Annotated in this window: 21 protein-coding genes; 11 read left to right on the top strand and 10 right to left on the bottom strand. The window is 58.5% G+C overall.

Annotated features, from left to right (window positions below):
- Positions 1 to 88 precede the first annotated feature (88 nt).
- The gene (gene rpiA, locus EQV96_RS16085; protein WP_048361307.1) at positions 89 to 760 is read left to right on the top strand and encodes a ribose-5-phosphate isomerase RpiA; all 672 of its coding nucleotides are present in this window, start codon (positions 89 to 91) and stop codon (positions 758 to 760) included.
- A gap of 103 nt (positions 761 to 863) precedes the next feature.
- On the opposite strand, the gene EQV96_RS16080 is transcribed toward rpiA, so the two are convergent.
- Positions 864 to 1,778, bottom strand: a complete 915-nt coding sequence (locus tag EQV96_RS16080; protein ID WP_095023162.1) for an SdiA-regulated domain-containing protein — start codon at positions 1,776 to 1,778, stop codon at positions 864 to 866.
- A gap of 98 nt (positions 1,779 to 1,876) precedes the next feature.
- Positions 1,877 to 2,809: an SdiA-regulated domain-containing protein gene (locus tag EQV96_RS16075; protein ID WP_094999655.1), complete on the bottom strand. Its 933-nt coding sequence runs from the start codon at positions 2,807 to 2,809 to the stop codon at positions 1,877 to 1,879.
- A 488-nt stretch (positions 2,810 to 3,297) separates the two neighbouring features.
- Between EQV96_RS16075 and EQV96_RS16070 the strand changes: the two genes are divergently transcribed.
- The 8 genes from EQV96_RS16070 to EQV96_RS16035 all read left to right on the top strand — a co-directional run bounded on the left by EQV96_RS16070 (position 3,298) and on the right by EQV96_RS16035 (position 11,428).
- On the top strand, positions 3,298 to 4,107 hold the full coding sequence (locus EQV96_RS16070) for a hypothetical protein (protein ID WP_094999656.1): 810 nt from the start codon (positions 3,298 to 3,300) through the stop codon (positions 4,105 to 4,107).
- 173 nt (positions 4,108 to 4,280) lie between these two features.
- On the top strand, positions 4,281 to 5,522 hold the full coding sequence (locus EQV96_RS16065) for an SfnB family sulfur acquisition oxidoreductase (protein WP_095023164.1): 1,242 nt from the start codon (positions 4,281 to 4,283) through the stop codon (positions 5,520 to 5,522).
- 14 nt (positions 5,523 to 5,536) lie between these two features.
- Complete coding sequence (locus tag EQV96_RS16060) at positions 5,537 to 6,733, top strand: SfnB family sulfur acquisition oxidoreductase (protein WP_094999658.1); 1,197 nt, start codon at positions 5,537 to 5,539, stop codon at positions 6,731 to 6,733.
- On the top strand, positions 6,733 to 8,094 hold the full coding sequence (locus tag EQV96_RS16055) for an LLM class flavin-dependent oxidoreductase (RefSeq protein WP_240882187.1): 1,362 nt from the start codon (positions 6,733 to 6,735) through the stop codon (positions 8,092 to 8,094). The genes EQV96_RS16060 and EQV96_RS16055 overlap by 1 nt, the downstream gene beginning before the upstream one ends.
- Positions 8,095 to 8,207: 113 nt before the next feature.
- Positions 8,208 to 8,999, top strand: coding sequence for a MetQ/NlpA family ABC transporter substrate-binding protein (locus EQV96_RS16050; protein ID WP_094999660.1), 792 nt, complete (start codon positions 8,208 to 8,210; stop codon positions 8,997 to 8,999).
- Between the two features lie 2 nt (positions 9,000 to 9,001).
- Positions 9,002 to 10,123 carry an ATP-binding cassette domain-containing protein gene (locus EQV96_RS16045; protein WP_240882186.1) on the top strand — a complete coding sequence of 374 codons (1,122 nt, stop codon included), beginning with the start codon at positions 9,002 to 9,004 and terminating at the stop codon, positions 10,121 to 10,123.
- Entirely contained in the window at positions 10,113 to 10,757 is a 645-nt protein-coding gene (locus EQV96_RS16040; protein WP_094999662.1) for a methionine ABC transporter permease, read from the top strand. Before EQV96_RS16045 ends, EQV96_RS16040 begins: the two co-directional genes overlap by 11 nt.
- Positions 10,758 to 10,798: 41 nt before the next feature.
- On the top strand, positions 10,799 to 11,428 hold the full coding sequence (locus tag EQV96_RS16035; RefSeq protein WP_095017892.1) for a class I SAM-dependent methyltransferase: 630 nt from the start codon (positions 10,799 to 10,801) through the stop codon (positions 11,426 to 11,428).
- A 102-nt stretch (positions 11,429 to 11,530) separates the two neighbouring features.
- On the opposite strand, the gene EQV96_RS16030 is transcribed toward EQV96_RS16035, so the two are convergent.
- The 4 genes from EQV96_RS16030 to EQV96_RS16015 all read right to left on the bottom strand — a co-directional run bounded on the left by EQV96_RS16030 (position 11,531) and on the right by EQV96_RS16015 (position 15,326).
- Positions 11,531 to 12,760, bottom strand: coding sequence for a spore maturation protein (locus EQV96_RS16030; protein WP_094999664.1), 1,230 nt, complete (start codon positions 12,758 to 12,760; stop codon positions 11,531 to 11,533).
- Between the two features lie 104 nt (positions 12,761 to 12,864).
- Positions 12,865 to 14,184 (bottom strand): glutamate/aspartate:proton symporter GltP, encoded by a 1,320-nt coding sequence (gene gltP / locus EQV96_RS16025; protein WP_094999665.1) that lies wholly within the window; start codon positions 14,182 to 14,184, stop codon positions 12,865 to 12,867.
- A gap of 610 nt (positions 14,185 to 14,794) precedes the next feature.
- On the bottom strand, positions 14,795 to 14,959 hold the full coding sequence (locus tag EQV96_RS16020; protein ID WP_019828122.1) for a DUF1328 domain-containing protein: 165 nt from the start codon (positions 14,957 to 14,959) through the stop codon (positions 14,795 to 14,797).
- An 82-nt stretch (positions 14,960 to 15,041) separates the two neighbouring features.
- Complete coding sequence (locus EQV96_RS16015; protein ID WP_094999666.1) at positions 15,042 to 15,326, bottom strand: hypothetical protein; 285 nt, start codon at positions 15,324 to 15,326, stop codon at positions 15,042 to 15,044.
- Between the two features lie 537 nt (positions 15,327 to 15,863).
- Between EQV96_RS16015 and algB the strand changes: the two genes are divergently transcribed.
- Together algB and EQV96_RS16005 are read left to right on the top strand one after the other, a co-directional pair.
- The gene (gene algB, locus EQV96_RS16010; protein ID WP_094999667.1) at positions 15,864 to 17,210 is read left to right on the top strand and encodes a sigma-54-dependent response regulator transcription factor AlgB; all 1,347 of its coding nucleotides are present in this window, start codon (positions 15,864 to 15,866) and stop codon (positions 17,208 to 17,210) included.
- A 7-nt stretch (positions 17,211 to 17,217) separates the two neighbouring features.
- Entirely contained in the window at positions 17,218 to 19,008 is a 1,791-nt protein-coding gene (locus EQV96_RS16005) for an ATP-binding protein (RefSeq protein WP_094999668.1), read from the top strand.
- Positions 19,009 to 19,012: 4 nt separating this feature from the next.
- On the opposite strand, the gene EQV96_RS16000 is transcribed toward EQV96_RS16005, so the two are convergent.
- From EQV96_RS16000 to EQV96_RS15985, 4 genes are all read right to left on the bottom strand, one after another.
- Positions 19,013 to 19,792 (bottom strand): N-acetylmuramoyl-L-alanine amidase, encoded by a 780-nt coding sequence (locus EQV96_RS16000; protein ID WP_094999669.1) that lies wholly within the window; start codon positions 19,790 to 19,792, stop codon positions 19,013 to 19,015.
- Positions 19,793 to 19,924: 132 nt separating this feature from the next.
- Positions 19,925 to 20,326, bottom strand: a complete 402-nt coding sequence (locus EQV96_RS15995) for a hypothetical protein (protein WP_094999670.1) — start codon at positions 20,324 to 20,326, stop codon at positions 19,925 to 19,927.
- Between the two features lie 271 nt (positions 20,327 to 20,597).
- Entirely contained in the window at positions 20,598 to 22,604 is a 2,007-nt protein-coding gene (locus tag EQV96_RS15990) for a diguanylate cyclase (RefSeq protein ID WP_240882185.1), read from the bottom strand.
- Positions 22,601 to 23,479, bottom strand: coding sequence for an endonuclease/exonuclease/phosphatase family protein (locus EQV96_RS15985; RefSeq protein WP_094999672.1), 879 nt, complete (start codon positions 23,477 to 23,479; stop codon positions 22,601 to 22,603). Before EQV96_RS15985 ends, EQV96_RS15990 begins: the two co-directional genes overlap by 4 nt.
- Positions 23,480 to 23,488 lie beyond the last annotated feature (9 nt).

Raw genomic sequence — 23,488 nt, 5'->3', positions numbered from 1 at the left:
CGCAGGCGACCATACGAATCCAAAGGTTTTAAAGCCTTGGGTTATACTCAGCTCCTTTCTTTTTCCCCCTTCCCGCCCCGGAGCCCGCATGACCCAGGATCAACTCAAACAGGCCGTAGCCCAGGCTGCTGTCGACTTCATCCTTCCAAAACTGGATGACAAGAGCATCGTCGGGGTCGGTACCGGCTCCACTGCCAACTGCTTTATCGATGCCCTGGCCCAGCACAAGGGCGCATTCGACGGCGCGGTTGCGAGCTCCGAAGCCACCGCCGCGCGTCTCAAGGGCCACGGCATTCCGGTGTACGAACTGAACACGGTCAGTGATCTTGAGTTCTACGTTGATGGCGCCGATGAAAGTGACGAAAACCTCAACCTGATCAAGGGCGGTGGCGCAGCTCTGACCCGCGAAAAAATCGTCGCTGCCGTGGCCAAGACCTTTATCTGCATCGCCGATGCCAGCAAGCTGGTTCCGGTGCTGGGCGCGTTCCCGCTGCCAGTTGAAGTTATTCCGATGGCCCGCAGCCACGTGGCCCGCGAGCTGGTAAAACTGGGCGGCGATCCGGTGTACCGCGAAGGTGTGGTTACGGACAACGGCAATATCATCATTGACGTGTTCAACATGCAGATCACCAACCCGGTTGAGCTGGAGCGTCAGATCAACGCCATCGTCGGTGTTGTGACCAACGGTCTGTTCGCCGCCCGCCCGGCCGACCTGCTGTTGCTGGGCACGCCTGAGGGCGTGAAAACCCTGAGCAAGTAACTGCGCCAGCAGGAAAATTTCAACTGTGGGAGCGAGCCTGCTCGCGAACGAACTTCGCGAGCAGGCTCGCTCCCACAAGAGAAAATGATCGGCCATTTCTCATCTACAAAGCCGGTTTCTTGAACACGTAAAACAGATTCGGCTCGCTCACCACATAGATAGTCCCTTCATCGTCCATCGCGACGCCTTCTGCCTGTGGCACTGAGCGGGTCAGACCGTGCTTGCCCTTCTTCAGCGACAGTGTGCTGATCGGTTGCCCGTCCAGACCCAGTTCAAGCAGCAATTTCGACTCATCTGACAGTGCCAGCAAATGCCCGGTGCGTTCGTCAAACTGCAAGCTCGACAAGTCCCTTACAAACAACCGTGCATCCCGTCGCGGATTGCTCACAACATGGGTGGCATAAGGTTGCTGGGGGTTGGCTTGAGGGAAGCCGCGCACTTCATAAATCAGCATGGGGTCGCGCTCCTTGGCTACAAACAGGCGCTTGCCCACCGAGTCATAGGCCAAACCTTCAAAGCCCTTGTTGCCCGACTGATTGATCCCCAGCGTCAATTGCTCAGCATCCCGGGCATCCAGAACCCGGGTGTTGTCATCGACCTTGACCTTGATCAGGCGCTGTTGACGTTCATCGGTAATGACGTAGGTATTCTCGCCAATAAATTCGACTGCCTCGGCATCGCCGAACCCGACCAGTGCAATGCGGCGCAAGACCCGGCCATCTAGGGACAGCTCGATCAGCTCGGCTTTCTTGTTGGTCACGGTAAACAGACTCTTACGCAATGGATCGAAGGTCAGTGCCGAGACATCATCCTCAAGCCCTTCGATGACCTTGCCCTGCATTACGGCGCGGTAGTCTCCCAGGTTGATTGCATCAGGATTGGCGGGGTGCCACATCTGGCTGATCTGGAACCAGGTCCGTTCAAACAGGCGAAAATGTTGCGCGGCAAAGCCGGCGGCCAGCAAGGCTACCAGCGTTATACAGAGAGTAAAAACGGTAGTGCGGTTGACACGGCGCATGGGTCGAACTCTAAACAGATCAGGCCAATGAAATACCACGGCTGTCTGAATTGAACCTTAAACCTCAACGGGCAACATGTCTTGCGCGAGCGCGGGATTTATTTGGCCACCTTCTCGAAGCGATAAAACAGGTTCGGTTCGCTCACCATATACAGCGTGCCGTGTTCATCAATCGCGACACCTTCGGCCCGGGGAATGGTGTTCTTCAGGCCATTGAAGCCACCGAGCAAGGTGATGAAGCTGACCTGCTCACCCAGCTCATCGAGCTCCAGCAGCATATGCGAATCGGCCGACAGTACGAGTGTATGGCCTGTACGCGGATCGATGCTCAGGGCCGACAGGTTACGTAGATCCAGCTCATCGCTTGGCACTTTCTGCTTGCTGCCGGTTAGCACCTGGCTACCGTCGCTCTTCCATACAAACAACTGCGGCGGACGCTCTTCACCCAGCAGCAGTTGTTGGCGGCGAGGGTCCCAGGCAATGGCTTCGAAGGCCTTGTTCTGGTTTTTCGAAGGCCCCAGGTCGTACTTGGGGAAGTCGGCAATATTCAGGGACTTGGTGTCCGCGTCGATGTTGATGATGCTCAGCATATGCTCACGCTCATCGACAATGGCCAGCAGGCCGTTCTCCATGACTGTCAGGCCCTCCGGGTTGCTCCAGCCCACCAGCGGGATTTTGCGCAGTACGTCGCCATCCAGAGTCAGTTCCACGAGAAAAGGGTTTTTACCCATCACCGAGAACAGTGTTTTGGTCAGCGGGTTATAGGCCAGGTCCGATGCCTCGTCCTTTTCCATTCCCGGCAACACCTTGGCATCAATCACCGCCCTGTAGTCAGGTAGCCATATGCTTTCGTTCTGCTCGGACGGGCTCTCAAACCGCTCCAGTACCCACAACGCACCGCGGTCATCCCAATGCATGATCCACGCGAGCCCGTAGACCAATACCCCCACCAGTAATACCCAGGAATACCAGCGCATGCTGAAACGTGAGGACCGGGGAACAGGCGGTATCAACTGTGGGTTTGTTGCCATTTGAGTGGGCTTCCGAAATGTTGGGCCAGATCTAAATATCACAAAGCGGGCTAACCAGCTGCCTCGTGCATGGCGATTATGCAGACGGAGTGTGAAATAAATGGCAAAAACGCAAAAAAATCATGCTGGCTGTGGTCCCGAGTGATTGGGCGCGTGCAAAGGCCTGGTGAGAGAGGACCATTAAACAGTCTGTAAACTTAGACTGATGACTCATCGCTCATCGCCAGAACTACTTGTCATGCAACTTTAAAGTACTCTTTCAGTAGGAACATTCTGAATAATTCAGGGACATTTATATTACTTCTGTTCGCCCTTGACACTCATACCCACAGACTCTTATCTAATAAAAATAATCGAGCCCAGCCACTTGTCAAAAAGCAAATATTTATCGCGTTAACCATGTGCGGCCAGTACTCGGTGCTGAAAGCGAGGGCCGGTCTGCGCAGACGTGTACCGTTCCCTTACATACTGGAAAGGAATCTTTAAATATGCCCTTTACCTCATGTTTCAACAAACTCCCTCCGCCCGTACTTTCAAACCCCGCAAGGCATACTGTGTGCGCGCGCGCGGCCGAGCACTTGCTTATTACAATAAACCCTTACAAGAACATGGAAGAAGGTGACCTTGTCGAGTTGTTCTGGGATGGGTGCTATGTCGCCTCGCGGCAGATTTTCAAAGCCGGTATTGGCCAGCCTGTCATGTTAAGAGTGCCAGAGAGTTTTATTCAAAATGGTACGGCGCGCCTTTACTACCGGGTGATGCATATCGGCAGCAGCCCGGTTCTTTCTGCGCAACTTAAAATATTGGTCAAACTTGACTGCCCTGGCGGCGAAGCCATTGGTGACGAAAACCAGGGCCTGGCCCCGCTTGTAATTCCGCAGCCCATCCAGCGCTACGGGGTTAACCCAAGCCAGATGAAACGCGGTGTCCCGGTGAGTATCGAACCCTATCGCAACATGGCCAACAATGACGCCATCACCCTGCTCTGGGGGGATGTACGCCTGGATTTGCCCAAACTGCGCAAAGTGGATATCGACAAACCCGTCAGCGTGTTCGTGCCCCCCCACATCATCCAGGAGGCTGGCGAAGACGCCAAGCTGGAAGTCACCTACTGCGTGATCGACCGCGTGGGCAACAATTCGCGCTGGGCACCGGCGCGAGTGCTCAAGGTAGGTGCCCCCAGGCTCTATCTCAACCCTGCCCCGAGGGAGGTACTGCACGCCGCAGAGCCCCGTTCCAACTGGCGTAACCAGGAGCAGGGAGCCAGGGAATCGTCTATCCATATTCCTAAAAGTTAGTTCTTAAAATTTTTATACTCGATTAGGGTATATGAACCGGACCACCGGACTCTCAGCTTTTATCCGCGCCGCACGAGCGGCGCTCCCATGAAACGTGAGGTAGGTATGGTCCGTAACACAATCACCCTTGTGCATAACGCCAGGGCATTGAGTGCAGCCAAGGAGCGCAACTAATGTCCAGCTTGGCCAATGCACACCTGCAAAGCGACCAGGATGTCGCGCCTCTGTTGCTGGCAGCGCAGGTTCTGCGCACCGACAACGAAGCCCTTGAAGCCGCACACACACTGGCAGCCAGTGCACGCGAACACGCGGGCAAACGCGACCAGCAACGCAAGCTGCCGTGGTCGCTCATAGAAGCCTTCACCCGCAGCGGCCTGGGCAGTATTTCCATTGCCCGCGAATTTGGCGGCCCCCAGGTGTCATTTGTGACCCTGGCTGAAGTGTTCGCGATCATCTCGGCTGCCGATCCGGCGCTGGGGCAAATCCCGCAAAATCAGGTTGGCATTCTCAGCCTGATCGCTGCCACGGCCACCCAGGCGCAAAAAGAACAACTGTTCTCCAGCGTGCTGCAAGGCTGGCGCATCGGCAATGCGGGCCCGGAACGCGGCAGCAAAAACACCTTGGACATTAAGGCCCGGATCATCGCCGATGGCGACGACTTCGCCATTAACGGTCAGAAGTTTTACTCCACCGGCGCCCTGTTCGCCCACTGGATTGCGGTAAAAGCCGTCAACGATGAAGGCAGGCAGGTCATGGCCTTCGTTCGTCGCGGTACACCAGGCTTGCGCGTCGTGGATGACTGGTCCGGTTTTGGTCAGCGCACCACCGCCAGCGGCACCGTATTGCTTAACAACGTGCGGGTGGAAGCCGAACAGGTGGTCGACAGTTCGCGTCTCAACGATGCTCCGAACATTCAAGGCGCCGTGTCGCAATTGATCCAGGCCGCCATTGACCTGGGCATTGCCCGCGGCGCCATTGCCGACACCCTGAGTTTTGTCCGCGAGCGCTCACGCCCGTGGATCGACGCCAAGGTCGAACGCAACAGCGATGATCCTTATGTGATTGCCGATATCGGCAAACTGCACATTGAACTGCACGCAGCCGAAGCCTTGTTGCGCAAAGCCGGACGCGTCCTGGACGAAGTCAGCGCGGCAGCGATCGACGCCCCTGGCGCTGCCCGCGCATCGATTGCGGTGGCCGAAGCCAAGGTGCTGAGCACCGAGCTGTCGCTGCTGGCCAGCGAAAAATTGTTCGAACTGGCCGGCAGCCGCGCCAGCCTTGCCGAGTTCAACCTCGACCGCCACTGGCGCAACGCCCGGGTGCACACCCTGCACGACCCGGTGCGCTGGAAATACCACGCCATCGGCGCGTATCGCCTCAACGGCACCCTGCCTGCCCGGCATTCCTGGATCTGACCCTGGAGACACCCATGTCACTGATATCCAAACAGGTCCCGGTTATCCACAGCGATGCCGAGGCCCTGAGCGTAGCCCGTGAACTGGCGGCGTTTTTCAAACGCGACAGTGCCCTGCGTGACCGCGAGCGGCGCTTGCCGTTTGATGAGCTTGAGCTGTTTTCCCATACCGGCCTGTGGGGCATCACCGTGCCCAAGGCCTACGGCGGCGCAGGCGTGTCCAGCGTCACCCTGGCGCAAGTGATCGCGCTGATCGCTGCGGCCGATGCCTCTCTGGGGCAAATCCCGCAAAACCACTTTTATGCACTCGAAGTTTTACGGGTCAATGGCACACACGAGCAAAAGCAGCGGCTCTATGCCGAGGTGCTGGCCGGAGAGCGCTTCGGCAATGCCCTGGCTGAAATCGGCACCAAGACTGCACACGATCGCACCACCCATCTGGCCCAGGCCGAACACGGCTACCGCATCACCGGGCGCAAGTTCTACGCCACTGGCGCACTGTATGCACAGCGGATTCCTACCTCGGTTGTGGACGATAACGGCATCCAGCATCTTGCATTCGTGCGCCGCGACAGCGATGGCCTAAGCGTGATCGACGACTGGAGCGGTTTTGGCCAGCGCACTACGGGCAGCGGTTCGGTGGTTTTCGACAACGTACTGGTCGCAGCACAAGACGTGATCCCGTTTCAAAGCGCCTTCGAGCGTCCGACCCCGGTTGGCCCGCTGGCGCAGATCCTTCACGCGGCCATCGATACCGGTATCGCCCGCGCCGCCTTTGAAGACGCCCTGCATTTTGTGCGCAGCAAAACCCGGCCCTGGATTGATGCCACTACGGATATCGCCAGCGAAGACCCGCTGACCCTCAAAAGCTTCGGCCATTTGAGCGTACGTCTGCATGCCGCCGAAGCCCTGCTGGAACGTGCCGGAGCGTTTCTGGATATTGCTCAGAGCAACACCAGCGCCAGCACCGTCGCCGCAGCCTCGATTGCCATCGCAGAAGCCCGGGCCCTGAGCACCGAAATTTCCCTGGCCGCCGGCAGCACCCTGTTTGAGCTCGCCGGCAGCCAGGCCACGCTGGCCGAGCACGGCCTTGACCGTCACTGGCGCAACGCCCGCGTGCACACCCTGCATGACCCGGTGCGCTGGAAGTACCACGCGGTAGGCAATTACTACCTAAATGATGCCAACCCGCCATTGCGGGGGACCATCTGATGAGCAAAAAGAAGATTCTGATCAATGCCTTCAACATGAACTGCATTGGTCATATCAACCACGGTCTGTGGACCCACCCACGGGACAACTCGACCACCTTCAACACCCTTGAATACTGGACTGAGTTGGCGCAGCTGCTGGAACGCGGGCTGTTCGACGGGCTGTTTATCGCCGATATCGTGGGCGTGTATGACGTTTATCAACAATCGGTTGATATGCCGCTCAAAGAGGCGATCCAGCTACCGGTCAATGATCCACTGCTGCTGGTTTCGGCGATGGCTGCCGTCACCAAGAACCTCGGTTTTGGCCTGACCGCCAACCTGACCTACGAAACGCCGTATTTATTCGCGCGTCGCATATCGACCCTGGACCACCTGACCCGCGGTCGCGTTGGCTGGAATATTGTTACCGGCTACCTCGACAGTGCAGCCAAAGCCATGGGCCTGACCGAACAGGTCGAGCATGACCGGCGCTACGATCAGGCCGATGAGTACCTGCAAGTGCTCTACAAGCTATGGGAAGGCAGCTGGGAAAACGACGCCGTGCTCAATGACCCGGCCCGGCGCATCTATGCCCGGCCCGACAAGGTGCACAAGATCAAACACGAAGGTGAGTTCTATCAGGTGGAGGGTTATCACCTTTGCGCACCGTCGCCGCAACGCACCCCGGTGCTGTTTCAGGCGGGCAGCTCGGATCGCGGCCTGGTGTTTGCCGGTCGCCATGCCGAGTGCGTGTTTATCAGCGGGCAGACCAAGGCAGCGACCAGAGCCCAGGTCGACAAGGTGCGCGCCAGCGCTGTGGCTGCGGGCCGCAACCCGGACGACATCAAGCTGTTTATGGGGATCAACGTGATCGTGGCGCCGACCGAGGCCCAGGCATTGGCCAAGCGTGACGAGTACCTGAGCTATGCCAGTGCCGAAGCCGGCGTGGCGCACTTTTCCAGCTCCACGGGTATCGACTTTGCCGATTACGAACTGGACGAGCCGATCCAGTACGTGAAGAGCAACGCGATCCAGTCCGCCACCAAAGTGCTGCAAAACAACGACTGGACCCGGCGCAAGCTGCTCGAACAGCACGCCCTGGGCGGGCGTTACATCACGCTGGTGGGTTCGCCTGCGCAAGTGGCCGACGAGCTGGAATCCTGGATTGCAGAAACCGGCCTGGACGGGTTCAACCTGACCCGCATCGTCACCCCTGAAAGCTACGTCGATTTTATCGACCTGGTGGTCCCCGAACTGCAGCGCCGGGGCTCTTATAAAACCGCTTATGACACTGGCAGCCTGCGTCAGAAGCTGTTTGTGGAAGGCGATGCGCACTTGCCGCAACGCCATACAGGTGCGGCCTTCAGGCACAGCGCATAACTGTTTTTTTGTGGGAGCGAGCCTGCTCGCGAAGCTTGCAGGACTGCCAAACTTTCGCGAGCAGGCTCGCTCCCACAGGGTTCGAATTCCGACTCTTTGACTGGGCAATTATCATGAACAAAAAACACGCACTGGTTCTGGCCCTCGGGCTGTTTAGCGGTTTGCTCCACGCGGCCGACAAGCCGCTCAAGGTCGGTACCACCGCCGCGTTCGCCATTCCCCTGGAAACCGCAGTGGCCGAGGCCGACAAGCAAGGGCTCAAGGTCGAGCTGGTGGAGTTCACCGACTGGATCGCACCCAACGTCAGCCTGGCCAGCGGCGATATCGATGTGAATTACTTCCAGCACATCCCGTTCCTGGAAAACGCCAAGGCCGCCGCCGGGTTCGATTTGGCACCCTACGCCAAAGGCATCATCAACAACGTGGGCCTGTACTCGAAAAAATACAAAAGCCTCGACGCCCTGCCTGAAGGCGCAACTGTTGCCATTGCCAATGACCCGATCAATAGCGGGCGTGGCCTGCAACTGCTGGCCAAGGCCGGGCTGATTACACTCAAGCCGGGCGTTGGTTACAAGGCGACGGAAGAGGACATCATCGCCAACCCGAAAAAGATAAAGATCCTGCAGGTTGAGGCCGTGCAACTGGTACGAGCCTACGACGATGCCGACCTGGTGCAGGGTTATCCAGCCTACATTCGCCTGTCGAAAACCTTCGATGCCGAGTCGGCCTTGCTGTTCGACGGCATCGACCACCCCGAGTATGTGATTCAGTTCGTGATCCAGCCCAAGAACAAAGACGACCCGCGTCTGGCCAAATTTATTGATATCTATCAGCACTCGCCAGTGGTCAAAGCTGCGCTGGATAAGACCTACGGCACTCTGTACCAGCCCGGCTGGGGAGGCTGACCATGAATGTGGCCATTGCTCGCGAGCGGCTCGATCAGCCGCAGCCCGGCGCCAACCACACCGAGCTGCACCCTGAGTTGAGCCACGCCCATGTGCGTTTTATCGGTATCGGCAAAACCTATGACGGCCGCCAGGGCCCTGTGGATGCCCTCACGGGTATTGATCTGGCAATCCAGCGCGGGGAGCTCTTCGGCATCATCGGGCGCAGCGGTGCTGGCAAGTCGTCGTTGATTCGCACCATCAACCGCCTCGAACAGCCTACCCGCGGCCGCGTGCTGATCGATCAGGTCGATATCGCCAGCTTTGACGAAGACAAGCTGGTGGCGCTGCGGCGCAAGATCGGCATGATCTTCCAGCACTTCAACCTGATGTCGGCCAAAACCGTATGGCAGAACGTCGAGTTGCCACTCAAGGTGGCGGGCGTGCCCAAGCTGCAACGGGAGCAGAAGGTGCGTGAGCTGCTGGAGCTGGTTGGCCTGCAAGGCAAGCACACGGCTTACCCGGCGCAACTGTCGGGCGGGCAAAAACAGCGTGTGGGCATTGCCCGTGCGCTGGTGCACGATCCGGCGATTTTGCTGTGCGACGAAGCCACCTCGGCCCTGGACCCCGAAACCACTCAGTCGATCCTCGGTCTGCTGCGCGAAATCAACCAGCGCCTGGGCCTGACCATCATCCTCATTACCCATGAAATGGCCGTGATTCGTGATATCTGTCACCGCGTAGTGGTACTGGAGCAAGGTCGCGTGGTCGAGCAAGGCCCTGTGTGGCAGGTCTTCGGCGATCCTCAGCATGACGTCAGCAAGACCCTGTTGGCGCCCTTGCAGGCGACCCTGCCTGAAGCGCTGCGTAACCGTATTTCGGCGCAGGCACAGTCCGCACAAGCCAGCGTGATCTTGCGCCTGCGTTTTACCGGCCGGCTGGCCCAAGAGCCCGACCTGGGAGCGCTGTTCAGCGCGCTGGGAGGGCAAGTGCGGCTGCTCCACGGCGGCGTCGAACACATCCAGGGGCATGCCCTGGGGCAACTGCTGCTCAGCGTAACCAGCACTTCGCTGGGCGCCGAAGAGCTGCGCAAACGGGCCGGGCAATGGGCACAACAGGTCGAGGTAGTGGGCTATGGGATTTGATCGTTTGTGGCAGGGGGTGATCGACACCTTCCTGATGGTCGGTGTGTCGTCGCTGATCGCGCTGGTTCTGGGCATACCGCTGGCGGTGATCCTGGTCACCAGCGGCAAAGGCGGGATTTATCAAGCCCCCACACTGAACAAGGCTCTGGGTGCGTTCGTCAATCTGTTCCGTTCAATCCCGTTTCTGATTTTGATGGTGGCATTGATCCCGTTCACCCGCCTGATTGTGGGCACTACCTACGGCGTATGGGCGGCGGTCGTACCGCTGACCATCGCCGCCACACCGTTTTTTGCACGCATAGCTGAAGTCAGCCTGCGTGAGGTGGATCACGGTTTGATTGAAGCCGCCCAAGCCATGGGCTGTAAGCGCCATCACATTATCTGGCACGTACTGCTGCCCGAAGCCTTACCCGGCATCGTCGGCGGTTTTACCATCACCCTGGTGACGATGATCAATTCGTCGGCCATGGCCGGTGCGATTGGTGCCGGCGGGCTGGGTGACATCGCGTACCGCTATGGTTACCAGCGCTTCGACTCGCAGGTGATGCTGACCGTGATCGTATTGCTGGTGATTCTGGTGGCCGTGATTCAGCTGGGTGGTGACCGCCTGGCCCTGGCACTGAACAAACGCTGAGGTATAGTCGGCGGCCAGCCCTGCCGCCGACCGAGCCTGCGATGACCCTCGATGCAAAAACTCTCGAACAGATTGCCGCCACGACCCTGAGCCACTATCAACAGAGCGCCGAGGGCTTCCGTGAAGGCACCCGCGACCATGACGTGAGCCAGAACATCGACGCCCTGTTGCGTCATATTCAAGGTTCGGCGCCCTTCACTGTCCTGGATTTCGGCTGCGGGCCGGGTCGCGACCTGCAGGCTTTCACCCGCCTCGGGCATGTGGCAATCGGGCTGGACGGCACCGAACGCTTCACCCAAATGGCCCGCGAAGACAGCGGCTGTGAAGTGTGGCACCAGGACTTCCTCAAGCTCGACTTGCCCGCTGAACGCTTCGACGGCATCTTCGCCAATGCTTCGTTGTTCCATGTGCCGACCCAGGAACTGGGTCAGGTGCTGGGCAAGCTGCATGCAGCCCTGAAATCCGGCGGCGTACTGCTCAGTTCCAACCCGCGCGGCGACAACCGCGAAGGCTGGAACGGTGAGCGTTACGGGGCTTATCACGATCTGCAGAACTGGCGGACGATGCTGACGGCTGCAGGGTTTGCCGAGCTGGAGCACTACTACCGCCCGGCGGGCTTGCCCCGTGACCAGCAACCGTGGCTGGTGAGTGTGTGGCGTAAAACCCTGTAAACCTGTGGGAGCGGGCTTGCTCGCGATGCAGGCAACACGGTTTACCTGCGTGGCCGCGGTGATGCCATCGCGAGCAAGCCCGCTCCCACAAGGTGGCCTGGGTTAGCCGAAGAACCAGTAGCACACCGCAATCGCCGCCACCACGCCGGCAAACTCGGCCAGCAGGGCGCAACCCACCGCATGCCGGGCACGCTGGATGCCCACGGCGCCGAAGTACACCGCCAGCACATAGAACGTGGTTTCCGTGCTGCCCTGCACCGTGGCCGCCACCAGCGCCGGGAAGCTGTCCACACCCTGGGTCTGCATGGTCTCGATCAGCAAGGCCCGCGCCGCACTGCCCGAAAAGGGTTTGACCATGGCCGTTGGCAGCGCATCGACAAAGCGCGTATCCCAACCCAGCCACTCAACCACATGGCGAATACCGTCCAGGCCAAAATCCAGTGCCCCGGAAGCACGCAGCACACCCACCGCGCACAGCATCGCCACCAGATACGGCAACAGGTTTTTCGCGACGTCGAAGCCTTCCTTGGCCCCTTCCACAAACGCTTCGTAGACCTTGACCTTGCGCAGCGCCCCGATCACCAGAAACAGCATGATCAGGCCGAACAGCGTGAGGTTGCCCAGGATCGACGACAAGCTGGCCAGCGCCGTGGCTGACAGGGTCGCCAGCAATGCCATGAAACCGCCCAGGATCAGCGCGCCAGGCACCAGGTACGCCAGCACCACCGGGTCCCACAGACGCAGGCGCTGGACAATGGCCACCGACAGCAAGCCGACCAGGGTCGAGGCGCTGGTGGCCAGCAGGATCGGCAGGAATACCAGTGTCGGGTCCGGCGCCCCTTGCTGGGCACGGTACATGAAGATAGTGACCGGCAGCAGGGTCAGGGACGAGGCGTTGAGCACCAGAAACAGGATCTGTGCATTACTCGCACTGGTCGGGCTCGGGTTGAGCTCTTGCAGGGCACGCATGGCCTTGAGGCCGATGGGCGTGGCCGCGTTATCCAGCCCCAGGCCGTTGGCGGCGAAGTTCAGGGTGATAAAGCCCAGCGCCGGATGCCCAGGCGGGACTTCCGGCATCAGGCGCTTGAACAGAGGCCCCAGGGCCCTGCCCAGCCAATCGACGATGCCGGCTTTTTCGGCAATGCGCAGGAAGCCGAGCCATAACGTCAGGGTGCCGAAGAGCAAGATCATCACTTCGACGGACAACTTGGCCATGGCGAAGATGCTTTCCACGATCGCCGAGAAGATCCCCGCGTTGCCCCCCACCAGCCATTGGGCGAGCGCCGACACCGTAGCGACGACGAAAAAGCTGAGCCATAGGCCGTTGAGCATCAAGAAAACTCCTGGAAGATGATGCGAATGATAGCGGCCTACCCCCAGAAACAACAAACCCCGGCCAGGGCCGGGGTTTGTGGGAGTTGCGCTACCAGGCGAGGTTACTCACCTTTTGGCAGGGCTTCCTTGCTGCGCCAGTGCGGCAGCGAGTTCCAGTAGCGCTCGCCCTTGGCGTTGTCGTACATGCCTTCCCAACGGGAGATTACCAGTACCGCCAGGGCGTTACCGATCACGTTCAGGGCCGTACGGGCCATGTCCATCACACGGTCAACACCGGCGATAAAGGCCAGGCCTTCCAGCGGGATACCCACGCTGCCCAGGGTCGCCAGCAGTACCACGAAGGATACGCCTGGTACACCGGCGATGCCTTTGGAGGTCACCATCAGGGTCAGTACCAGCAGCAGTTGCTGGCTGATCGACAAGTCGATGCCATACAGCTGGGCGATAAAGATTGCCGCGATGCTCTGGTACAGGGTCGAGCCGTCAAGGTTGAACGAGTAGCCGGTCGGTACCACAAAGCTGCAGATCGCTTTCGGGCAGCCGTAGGCTTCCATCTTCTCGATCACGCGTGGCAGCACGGTTTCGGAGCTGGCGGTGGAGTAAGCCAGAACCAGTTCATCCTTGAAGATACGGATCAGCTTGAACACCGAGAAGCCGAACAGCTTGGCAATCAGGCCCAGCACCGCAACGGCGAAGAACAGGATGGCGCCGTAAACCAGCAGCACCAGCTTGGCCAGAGGCACCAGCGAGGCGAAACCGAAGTTGGCGACGGTCACGGCGATCAGGGCGAACACACCGATTGGCGCGTAGTTCATGATCATGTGAGTGACTTTGAACATCGACTCGGACACGCCCTGGAAGGTTTTCACCAGCGGGTCGCGCAGTTCGGCGTTCAGGCTCGACAAACCGAGACCGAAGAGCACCGAGAAGAAGATGATCGGCAACATCTCACCGCGAGCCATGGCCGCGAAGATGTTCGATGGAATCAGGTTGAGGATGGTCTCGATAAACGCATGTTCATGCGTGACTTCAGCTGCCGTGGCTGCGTACTTGGAAATATCGACCGTGCCCAGGGTGCTCATGTCGATCCCGGCACCGGGTTGGAACACGTTGGCCAGCACCAGGCCGACCAGGATCGCGATGGTGGTGACCACCTCGAAGTAAATGATGGTTTTAAAACCGATACGACCGAGTTTCTTCGCATCTCCCACGCCTGCAATCCCGACAACCAGTGAAGAAATCACGATTGGGATTACGATCATCTTGATCAGACGGATAAAGATATCGCCGGCAGGTTGCAGAACGTTACTGATCCACCAGGCCTTTTCAGCACTGAAATGGTTAAGCAGCGCGCCGATTGCAATCCCGAGGACCAGACCAATCAGGATCTGCCAGGCGAGGCTAAGTTTTGCCTTCTTCATGTCATTACCCTTACTTCAAGTGGACTCGGGCAGAGGCTCTGAATAGAGCGCTTGAAAGCGCAAAAAGCAGAAACCGCCACCCCCGTAGAAGGTCGCCCAAACCGAGCCCGAAAGGCTCTTTGGCAGGCGAAAAAAGGCGCAACTATTCCCATGCATGAGGTGGCCGTCTAATGCCGTAAACGCCTACCCTATGCCGAATCGGCATGGGTTTTGTCCGACAAGACCTCAAATCGCCCCTCCTGAGAATCCACAGAATAGACGACATAAGTGCCGTAGACCGGCTGTTTCAAGGTCTTTTTGGCTAAGGAGGGGGTGGCATTGAGCCGCTTATATCCAAGAAATATCCGACAACACAAATCAGATATAAGTCCGGGCTATTTTTCTACAAGTCGATATACGGTCGACGTTTCGAAGTGCTGTTCAGGCCACATTTGTTTTCAAAAAAATGAACCCTGATAAGGCATTACAGCCGCCGAAAGATTTTCTCCGGGCACAAAAAAACCAAGGTAGAACCTTGGCTGCCTGCATCCATGTAACCGGTTTCATGCCCCTCGGCCGCCGCCCGTTACCAGGACAGCGACCGTAGCCTTAAAGGAGGGGGCGGTCATCTCTAGCCTCGACCGCGGCGACCAAAGATAAAGGACACCACAAACATCACCAGGAACACGACAAAGAGAATCTTGGCGATGCCGGTAGCGGTGCCCGCAATACCACCGAAGCCCAGGACAGCAGCGATGATGGCGATAATCAGGAAGGTAATGGCCCAACTCAACATGGTGATTCTCCTTATTACTGTGCGAAACAGGGTGATGAGGGTGTGTCTCGACGCCCGATCAGGGCCTCAAGGTTGTGAACACTTAAAACACCCAACGTTCAGGTGCTGGTTGCGAGCGGGCGATTTGGGTTTCGTCCGAGGCTGCGAGTTCGTAACGGCCAGTGGTATCAGACACTGGGCCAAATGCCTTGAAGTGCTGCTGGGGAGCGATGTAGTGCTGTGCAGCGGCAACCGGCTGCGGTGCTTGCTCCAACCGGCCCAACTGCTGACCACCGATCAGGGTCACCGACAACGCAAGGCTGGCGAACAGACCTTGTTGCAGATGCAATGACGAAACACGCAAGTTGGAGAATTCGTGAATATTCATGTTCAAACTCCTGCCACCCGGTGGTCAATGTGAGGTTGAGCCGCTCTGTGCGACGCTCTGTACAAGGGTAATTGCAGGGGCCGTGCCAGCTTTTGGCACAATAAAAAACCGTTATAAATCAATATGTTATCTATTTGTTCGGATGGATTTGACGCGCAACCTGCACGATGCCCGGCCTGCGGGTCGGGCGTTCTGCACGATCAGGGGATACCACACGTCGCGTAGCAGCTGACTCGCGGAGCGAGGCTGCGTGCGGCGGCACAGCCGTCGCAAATCAGACACCACGGTGTGCCAGTAAAATTCGGTTTTCAGGGTTTACGACGGCTTCGCCGTCGGACGCAGCCTTGCTCCGCGAGTCAGCTGCTGCGAGAGGGATTAATTTCGACCTGCGACTCAACGCAAAAAGCCGCAAAATCAGCCAGTTACCTTATGCAGGCCAGAGCCTTCGGTGCTAGCCTCGGAATCAATCAGAAAAATCATGCAACTTGCCCGATTATTCCGACACTAACCAAGACCACATATAAAGGAACGTAGGAAATGGATTCAGCCAAAGAGCAACAGGGCCGCATTCTGCTGGTCGACGATGAGTCCGCCATCCTGCGTACATTCCGCTATTGCCTCGAAGACGAGGGCTACACTGTCGCCACCGCCAACAGCGCAGCGCAGGCCGACGCACTGCTGCAACGACAGGTGTTTGATCTGTGTTTTCTCGATCTGCGCCTGGGCGAAGACAACGGTCTGGATGTGCTGGCTCAAATGCGTATCCAGGCGCCGTGGATGCGTGTTGTGATAGTCACTGCCCACTCGGCCGTCGATACAGCCGTTGATGCGATCCAGGCAGGTGCCGCCGATTATCTGGTCAAGCCGTGCAGCCCCGACCAGCTAAGGCTGGCCACGGCCAAGCAACTGGAAGTGCGCCAGTTGGCGGCCCGGCTTGAAGCCCTGGAGGGTGAAGTACGCAAGCCCAAAGAAGGCCTCGACTCCCATAGCCCGGCCATGATGGCGGTGCTCGAAACCGCCCGCCAGGTGGCCGGTACGGATGCCAATATTCTTATTCTGGGCGAGTCGGGTACCGGTAAGGGGGAACTGGCACGCGCAATCCACGGCTGGAGCAAACGGGCGAAAAAGTCCTGTGTCACGATCAATTGTCCGTCACTGACGGCCGAGCTGATGGAAAGCGAACTGTTTGGCCATACCCGTGGAGCCTTTACCGGTGCCAGCGAAAGCACCCTGGGCCGGGTGAATCAGGCCGATGGCGGTACCTTGTTCCTCGATGAAATCGGCGATTTCCCGCTGGCCCTACAGCCAAAACTGCTGCGCTTTATTCAGGACAAAGAATACGAGCGCGTCGGCGACCCCGTTACCCGCCGCGCCGATGTACGGATTCTGGCCGCCACCAACCTCCACCTTGAGGACATGGTGCGCGATGGCCGCTTCCGTGAAGACCTGCTCTACCGTCTCAACGTGATCACCCTGCATTTGCCGCCGCTGCGCGAGCGCAGTGAGGATATCCTGACCCTGGCCGACCGTTTCCTGGCCCGTTTCGTCAAGGAATATGCTCGCCCTGCCCGCGGCTTCAGTGAGGAAGCCCGCCGGGCCCTGGCCAATTACCGTTGGCCGGGCAATATCCGCGAGTTGCGCAATGTGGTTGAGCGCGCGAGTATTATTTGCCCGCAGGAAGTGGTTGAAGTCAGCCATCTGGGCATGGCCGAACAAACGGTACCCAACGCCCCGCGCATTGGTGCTGCTCTGAGCCTCGACCAACTGGAGAAAGCCCATATCGGCGCCGTCCTGGCCACCAGTGAAACCCTGGATCAGGCAGCAAAAACCCTGGGTATCGATGCCTCGACGCTGTACCGCAAACGTAAGCAGTACAACCTGTGAGCCCGCGATGAAACTTGCGATCAAGCTGCGCACCCGCCTGTTCCTGAGCATTTCCGCGTTAATCACGGTGGCGCTGCTTGGCCTGTTGCTTGGCGTCGTCAGCGTGATGCAAATGGCGAAAACCCAGGAAGCGCTGATTCGTAACAACTTCATTACCCTCGATCTGGGCCTGAAACTGCGTCAGTCGCTGGGCGATCAGTTGGTGATGATGCTGCATAACCAGCCAGATCCCGAAGCGCTGAAGTCATCAGCCCGGGAGTATTTGAAGCTGCTCGACGAGGGCATCGAGCATGAGCGTAAAAACAATCTGCATAGCGGTTTTGCCCAGGCCCGGGAGGATTACAGCAGTTTTTTGCTGGCCTTCAACAAGGCCAGCGACGCGCAACTGAACCTGAGCAATGACAAGGATCTGACCAGCCGCTTCAATCAACTGCGCAACGGTCTGATTACCGAACACCGTCGTGCGCTCGACACCATATATGCCGCCCAGGCCGCAGCCCGGGATCGCGCCTTGGTCGTCGCCGCCTTGCTCGGCCTGGTCGGCATTGCCGTGCTGATCATCGGCTTTATCACCGCCCACGGTATTGCCAGGCGTTTTGGTGCCCCGATCGAGGCGCTGGCCAAGGCCGCGGATAACATTGGCAAAGGTAATTTCGAAGTGGTGTTGCCGCTCTCCTCGGCCACAGAGATGAACCTGCTGACGCGGCGCTTTGGGATTATGGCCGAGGCATTGCGCCAGCATCAGGCAACCAACATCGATGAGCTGCTGGCGGGCCAGCAGCGGCTGCAAGCGGTACTCGACAGTATCGATGACGGGTTGTTGATGATCGATCAGCAAGGCCGGCTGGAGCACTTGAACCCCGTCGCACAGCGCCAGCTGGGTTGGGATGAAGGGCGATTGGGGCAGTCGCTGGGTGAGGCCTTGCAACGTCCGGAACTCGACCAGCAACTGCAAACAGTACTGCGCGGAGGCAGTCTTGAGCGCTTGCCGGAAGACTTGAGCGTCGACATTGAAGGCGAAACCCGACTCCTGACCTACAGCTTGACCCCGGTGAGCCAGCCCAAGGGGCCTATCCTCGGCGCCGTCATGGTGCTGCACGACGTCACCGAGCAGCGTGCCTTTGAGCGGGTACGCAGCGAGTTCGTGTTGCGGGCCTCCCATGAGTTGCGCACCCCCGTCACCGGCATGCATATGGCGTTCGGGTTGTTTCTGGAGCGATCGCGCTTTGATCCCCAGTCACGGGAAACCGACCTGCTCAACACCGTCAACGAAGAAATGCAGCGCCTGATGCAGTTGATCAATGACCTGCTGAACTTCTCCCGCTATCAAAACGGCATGCAGAAGCTGACGCTGGCCCCCTGCAGTGTCGAACACATGCTCGAGGACGCCCGTGTCCGTTTCGCCGACCGTGCGCGGGTAAAAAATGTCGAGCTGCTGGTGCAGCTGCAACAACCGCTACCTGAGTTGCGGGCCGATCAGGCCCAGTTGGAGCGGGTGCTGGACAACCTGCTGGACAACGCCTTGCGCCACACCGCCAGTGGCGGGCAGATCTGCCTGCAGGCCAGGCGCCATGGGGAACGGGTGATTATCAGCATCGAAGACAATGGCGAAGGCATTGCCTATAGCCAACAAGGGCGGATTTTTGAGCCCTTTGTGCAAGTGGGGCGCAAAAAGGGTGGCGCCGGCCTTGGGCTGGCACTGTGCAAAGAGATTGTGCAACTGCATGGCGGGCGCATTGGGGTGTATTCGCGTCCAGGGCAAGGCACACAATTTTACATGGCCCTGCCATTGCTCTAGCTCATCAGTGCTTTTGCGTGTTCAGCACTTTCAAAATGGCCGCACTTTCAGCATCCGGAGTGCCATCGTATCGCGAAGGCCTGAAATGCATCTGGAAGGCGGCCAGAACGTGACGAGTGGCGACATCCAGCTCTCCAGTTTGCGGGGTTTCGTAGCCCAGAAGCGCCAGTTGCTGCTGGAACCAGGTGATGCTTGGCAAGTTGCTGGCGTACAGCGCTTGCTCCCGGGCTACGGCCCGGGCGTTTGGCCAGATGCCAAAGCCAGCGTCGGCCAGGCGCTTCCAGGGAAACAGCGGGCCCGGATCCAGCTTGCGCAAGGGCGCGATATCGCTGTGGCCAATGATGTTGCGCGGGTCGATCTGATAGCGGGTTGAAATATCTTTGAGCAGTGCGATAACCGACTGGACCTGACCCTCTGTATAGGGGTACCAGACTCGACCTTCGGGCGTATCGCGAAAACCCTTGTTGACGATTTCAATGCCGATGGAGCTGGAGTTCAGCCAGGTGCGGCCCTTCCATTGGCTTTCACCGGCGTGCCAGGCGCGCTGGTTTTCATCCACCAGTTTGTAAATGGTCGGCGGAGTATCCCCGACCAGGTAATGGCTGCTGACCGGACCGCGGGTTAACAGCTCCAGGGAGCGCTCCAGCGAGGTTGAGGTGTAGTGAAGCACCACAAACTGCACGCGGCTGTCGTGGTTGATCGAAGGATGACTGGTGTCCATGCGCAGACCGTTGCTGCAACCGGCCAGCAGGGCAAGGGACAAGATCAGGGCGGAGAATTTCATGGGCGAGAACAACACGACTGAGCAATTAATAGGCAAGCATACCTTACCGCCCGTGTCGTGCAGCTGTACCGGATGAAGACAAGGGCTGCGACCTTGTAAACACCAACAGGGTCGCAGCCTTCGTAAGGTGATTTATTTGCCGCACACCAGGTAAAAACTCATCGATGAATCCCCGGATGGCCCGTTGGCACCCAGCATCAAGCCTATAACATTCACTTCGGATCGGGTCGGTTTGCTCGACAATTTGGCGATGCCATAAAGGGTATGTTCATAGCTTGAATTGTCGTAAGTCGATGCCACACAAAATTTTGGCTCCTTTTGAAAGGCATCGGGCATCAGATTAACTTTATAACTGGCTGCATAATCGGGTTGGCTGGAGTATTCAATACTTTCAATCCAGTGCGGCGATTGTGCGGCCAGTGTTCCATCCTTGTTAATAGAGGCCGAATAGATCGGGGTTTTAGTGGCTGCACTTACCGAAACAGAGCCCGTGATCAAAAAGAACACAGGTAACAAGTAAATCAATATTTTCATACACTACCTTTTACGGCCGTACACCGTACTGGCTTTATACCGGCTGGCTAGAGCCTGCAGTGCCCGGCGGCATTGTCGATGGGGGTTTGATAATGAGATGTCTACAGTGCCGTCGTTACTTGTCGGGTAACCAAACCGGTCTGTTATTTTATATAAGTCGCCCACTCACAACCCGTCAAGAAAGCCGCGAGGGAATCCGTTAATTAATTTTAAATACCGACAGGGACTACTTGCTGTCTAGAAAGTAACTACATAAAGCGACAAATAAATATCAAGTTTCAATAGTCGCTGCTTGAGGCTCCACGCAGTTACGTCCACGCCGTTTGGCCCGATACAGTGCTTCATCAGCCCGTTTAAGCACATGGTCACTGCGATCACCCGGCCTGAACGCGGATACACCGATAGACGTGGTGATGGTCACGGGTTCGCCCTTGAAGTGGAACGGACAGGCCTGGATTGCTGCCCGCAGCTTCTCGATCAGATGCAAACCTGCGCTCAACGGCGTATCGGGCATCAGTAGCACAAACTCTTCGCCACCAAAGCGGGCAATAAAGTCGATCGGCCGCAGATGCTTGCGCAATTGGGTGGCAATGATCTTGAGCACCTTGTCGCCCGCCAGGTGGCCATAACCATCATTGATACGCTTGAAATGATCGAGGTCGAGCATGGCAATCAGTAGAGGATTACCGTTTTTTTGCCACTGATCGACTTCATATTGCAGGCGTTCGCCCCATGCCGCCCGGTTAGGCAGATCGGTCAGGGGGTCTATCAGTGCTTTTTGGCGCTGTTCTTCAAGATGCTCGCGATAGCCCTGGGCCTGCTGTTCCATGCTCGCGATACGCTCGGCCAGCCCCTGGAGGTGGGCCGAGACCTCCTGTTCACGGGCGATGCGCTGCTGCTGGTGCTGGTCCATCGTGCCCAGCAGCCCTTCGAGACGATTTTCCAGCAGGTGCTTGAGGCTGTTAAGGTCAACGGCGTCCTGCACGCTGTTTTGCAAACCGTCCACATGTTCGCGCAGCTGGCTGTGCAAGTCGTCGGCGGCGGATCGACCCTCGGCATGACCCTCGCTGGCCGCCTGGAGGTTGTTCTGAAATGACTCCAGGCGTTCATTGAGCTGTTTGAGGTAAGCCTCGAATTCATGCTGGCCGCTGTCAGTAATGGCCAGCATCAAAACCGCAAGATCGTCGAGGATCGGCAGTAATTCGTACCAGTTGAGCCCTTTTTCCAGACGCCGGCACATGGCCTCGGCCTGTGGCCTGTGGTGTTCAGGCAGCGACAGGCCGCTCAACAACCCGAGCAGTGTGGACTCAATGTGCTCGGCCACGCTGCTGTAGGTTGGCTCGGGGGCATCAGGCAAGGCATAGACAGCATCGACTTCGGCCAGCTCAGTCTGTTCGTCGAGCGGCGACTGCTCAACGAAATCCCGGGCTTGATCATTTTCGGCCTCAACCATCGCGACCACTGACTCAAGTGCACCGCTGGATGCATGCTCTTGAGCCTCTTGAGCCTCTTGAGCCTCTTGAGGTACCGAAGGGGACGGCTCGGCAAGCGCCTGGTCGTCATCGTCAGCCGTAGCAACGGGCGGCAAGGGCTGTGGTTCGGCTTCAACAATTACCGGTTCAGGCTGAGGCGTGGGTACTGCCGGCGGCTCGGCAACATGCGCTGGGACCACACTGTTCGGCGCAGCCGGTCGCGGCGCCTGAGTCTCAACCGGAATCGGAACCACAGTCGCTTCGCCAAGTGCCTTTTCAGCGTCTTGTGCACCAAATAATCGCTGTAACAAGCCCGGCTTGGGCGGCTGGGCGTCATTGAGTTGCGGCGCCAGTGCCTGCCCTTGCAAGTGACTCAGCTCACCAAGCAGCAGCGGTATTTCTCGGGCGTGCGTCACCCGGTTTTCGAGCTGTTTGGCATAGGCCTTGAGCGGCTTGCTGACCTCACGGGGCAGTGGCAGGGCCTGCAGTTGGGTGACCAGCGTATTGAGCGCTGCGCTGACTTGCTCAACCCGGGTTTCACGTCGCTGCTCGGAGTCGAGCACGGCTTTTTCAAGGCGCGGCAGCAAGGCGGCAAGGGCGGCGTCCATCTCATTGGTGCGCACCGCTTCGCGCATTTCTTTCATGCATTGGTCGACCGTGCGGTCCGTGCCCTCAGCGGCCAGGGTGCTACGCACCAGGCCACGGCGCAGCAAGTCGAGGCGGGCATTCCAGCGGCGCTCAAGCTTGTCTTGCAGCTCCACGCTTTTAAGGTATTTCTCTTTCCAGCGCGCGGCCTCGTCCCTCATGCCTTCGCCCCGTTGTCAGGCGGGCGCAGCGCGATCTGGGAGTCGACGCCGACAGAGCCTGGCAGACGGATATCGACGGCTACCGGCAGATGGTCCGAGATAGGCTGATCCAGTACCTGAACGCGCTCAAGGGTCAGGCTTGGGCTGAGCAAAATATGATCCAGGCAACGTTGCGGGCGCCAACTGGGGAAGGTGGCCTCCATTTGCGGCGCCAGCAGTCCGAGGTCCCGCAGTGGCGAGGTGTGCAGCAGGTCGTTGGCATGGGTGTTCATGTCGCCCATCAACACCTGGTGCTGATAGTCGCCAATCAACTCGCGAATATAGGCCAGCTGCCGGGTACGGGTTTTGGTTCCCAGCGCCAGGTGCATGACCACGACCACCAAAGCGTCGGGGCCTTCACCAAAGCGCACCAGAATCGCACCACGCCCCGCAGGGCCGGGCAAGGGATGATCTTCAATCGCGGCAGGGCGCAACCGGCTGAGCACACCATTACTGTGCTGGGCCAGACGCCCTAGATTGCGATTGAGTTGTTGATACCAGTAGGGAAATTCGCCCTGCTGGGCAAGATACTTGACCTGATTGATGTAGCCAGAACGATGGCTACCACCGTCGGCCTCTTGCAGGGCGACCAGGTCGAAATCGCCGAGCAGGTCACCAATACGCTCCAGGTTACCGGCCCGCCCCTTATGGGGGAGCACATGCTGCCAACTGCGGGTCAGGTAATGCCGGTAACCCTGGGTGCTGTTACCCACCTGGATATTGAAACTGAGCAGTCGTAAACGTCGATCATCCGGCATCCCGCAGGACGCCAGATGATCTTCGTTGATCTGCGGCTCATGCAGACCAACACTTCGCTCGCCTTTCCAGCGGAGCATGGGCGAGGG

Source organism: Pseudomonas sp. TMW22080 (assembly GCF_022496745.1).
In the GTDB taxonomy this organism is placed as follows: Bacteria; Pseudomonadota; Gammaproteobacteria; order Pseudomonadales; family Pseudomonadaceae; genus Aquipseudomonas; species Aquipseudomonas bubulae.
Note: the sequence above shows the minus strand (reverse complement) of the source record. Positions and strands in the feature narration are given on the sequence as shown.

Bases quoted from the DNA above. Each gene is read 5' to 3' on its own strand.
- gltP (WP_094999665.1), bottom strand. From the start codon at position 14,184: ATGAAGAAGGCAAAACTTAGCCTCGCCTGGCAGATCCTGATTGGTCTG.
- EQV96_RS16075 (WP_094999655.1), bottom strand. From the start codon at position 2,809: ATGGCAACAAACCCACAGTTGATACCGCCTGTTCCCCGGTCCTCACGT.
- EQV96_RS16080 (WP_095023162.1), bottom strand. From the start codon at position 1,778: ATGCGCCGTGTCAACCGCACTACCGTTTTTACTCTCTGTATAACGCTG.
- EQV96_RS16005 (WP_094999668.1), top strand. From the start codon at position 17,218: ATGAAACTTGCGATCAAGCTGCGCACCCGCCTGTTCCTGAGCATTTCC.
- EQV96_RS16065 (WP_095023164.1), top strand. From the start codon at position 4,281: ATGTCCAGCTTGGCCAATGCACACCTGCAAAGCGACCAGGATGTCGCG.
- EQV96_RS16040 (WP_094999662.1), top strand. From the start codon at position 10,113: ATGGGATTTGATCGTTTGTGGCAGGGGGTGATCGACACCTTCCTGATG.
- EQV96_RS16050 (WP_094999660.1), top strand. From the start codon at position 8,208: ATGAACAAAAAACACGCACTGGTTCTGGCCCTCGGGCTGTTTAGCGGT.
- algB (WP_094999667.1), top strand. From the start codon at position 15,864: ATGGATTCAGCCAAAGAGCAACAGGGCCGCATTCTGCTGGTCGACGAT.
- EQV96_RS16000 (WP_094999669.1), bottom strand. From the start codon at position 19,792: ATGAAATTCTCCGCCCTGATCTTGTCCCTTGCCCTGCTGGCCGGTTGC.
- EQV96_RS16015 (WP_094999666.1), bottom strand. From the start codon at position 15,326: ATGAATATTCACGAATTCTCCAACTTGCGTGTTTCGTCATTGCATCTG.
- EQV96_RS16030 (WP_094999664.1), bottom strand. From the start codon at position 12,760: ATGCTCAACGGCCTATGGCTCAGCTTTTTCGTCGTCGCTACGGTGTCG.
- EQV96_RS15990 (WP_240882185.1), bottom strand. From the start codon at position 22,604: ATGAGGGACGAGGCCGCGCGCTGGAAAGAGAAATACCTTAAAAGCGTG.
- EQV96_RS16020 (WP_019828122.1), bottom strand. From the start codon at position 14,959: ATGTTGAGTTGGGCCATTACCTTCCTGATTATCGCCATCATCGCTGCT.
- rpiA (WP_048361307.1), top strand. From the start codon at position 89: ATGACCCAGGATCAACTCAAACAGGCCGTAGCCCAGGCTGCTGTCGAC.
- EQV96_RS16070 (WP_094999656.1), top strand. From the start codon at position 3,298: ATGCCCTTTACCTCATGTTTCAACAAACTCCCTCCGCCCGTACTTTCA.
- EQV96_RS15995 (WP_094999670.1), bottom strand. From the start codon at position 20,326: ATGAAAATATTGATTTACTTGTTACCTGTGTTCTTTTTGATCACGGGC.
- EQV96_RS15985 (WP_094999672.1), bottom strand. From the start codon at position 23,479: ATGCTCCGCTGGAAAGGCGAGCGAAGTGTTGGTCTGCATGAGCCGCAG.
- EQV96_RS16045 (WP_240882186.1), top strand. From the start codon at position 9,002: ATGAATGTGGCCATTGCTCGCGAGCGGCTCGATCAGCCGCAGCCCGGC.
- EQV96_RS16055 (WP_240882187.1), top strand. From the start codon at position 6,733: ATGAGCAAAAAGAAGATTCTGATCAATGCCTTCAACATGAACTGCATT.
- EQV96_RS16035 (WP_095017892.1), top strand. From the start codon at position 10,799: ATGACCCTCGATGCAAAAACTCTCGAACAGATTGCCGCCACGACCCTG.
- EQV96_RS16060 (WP_094999658.1), top strand. From the start codon at position 5,537: ATGTCACTGATATCCAAACAGGTCCCGGTTATCCACAGCGATGCCGAG.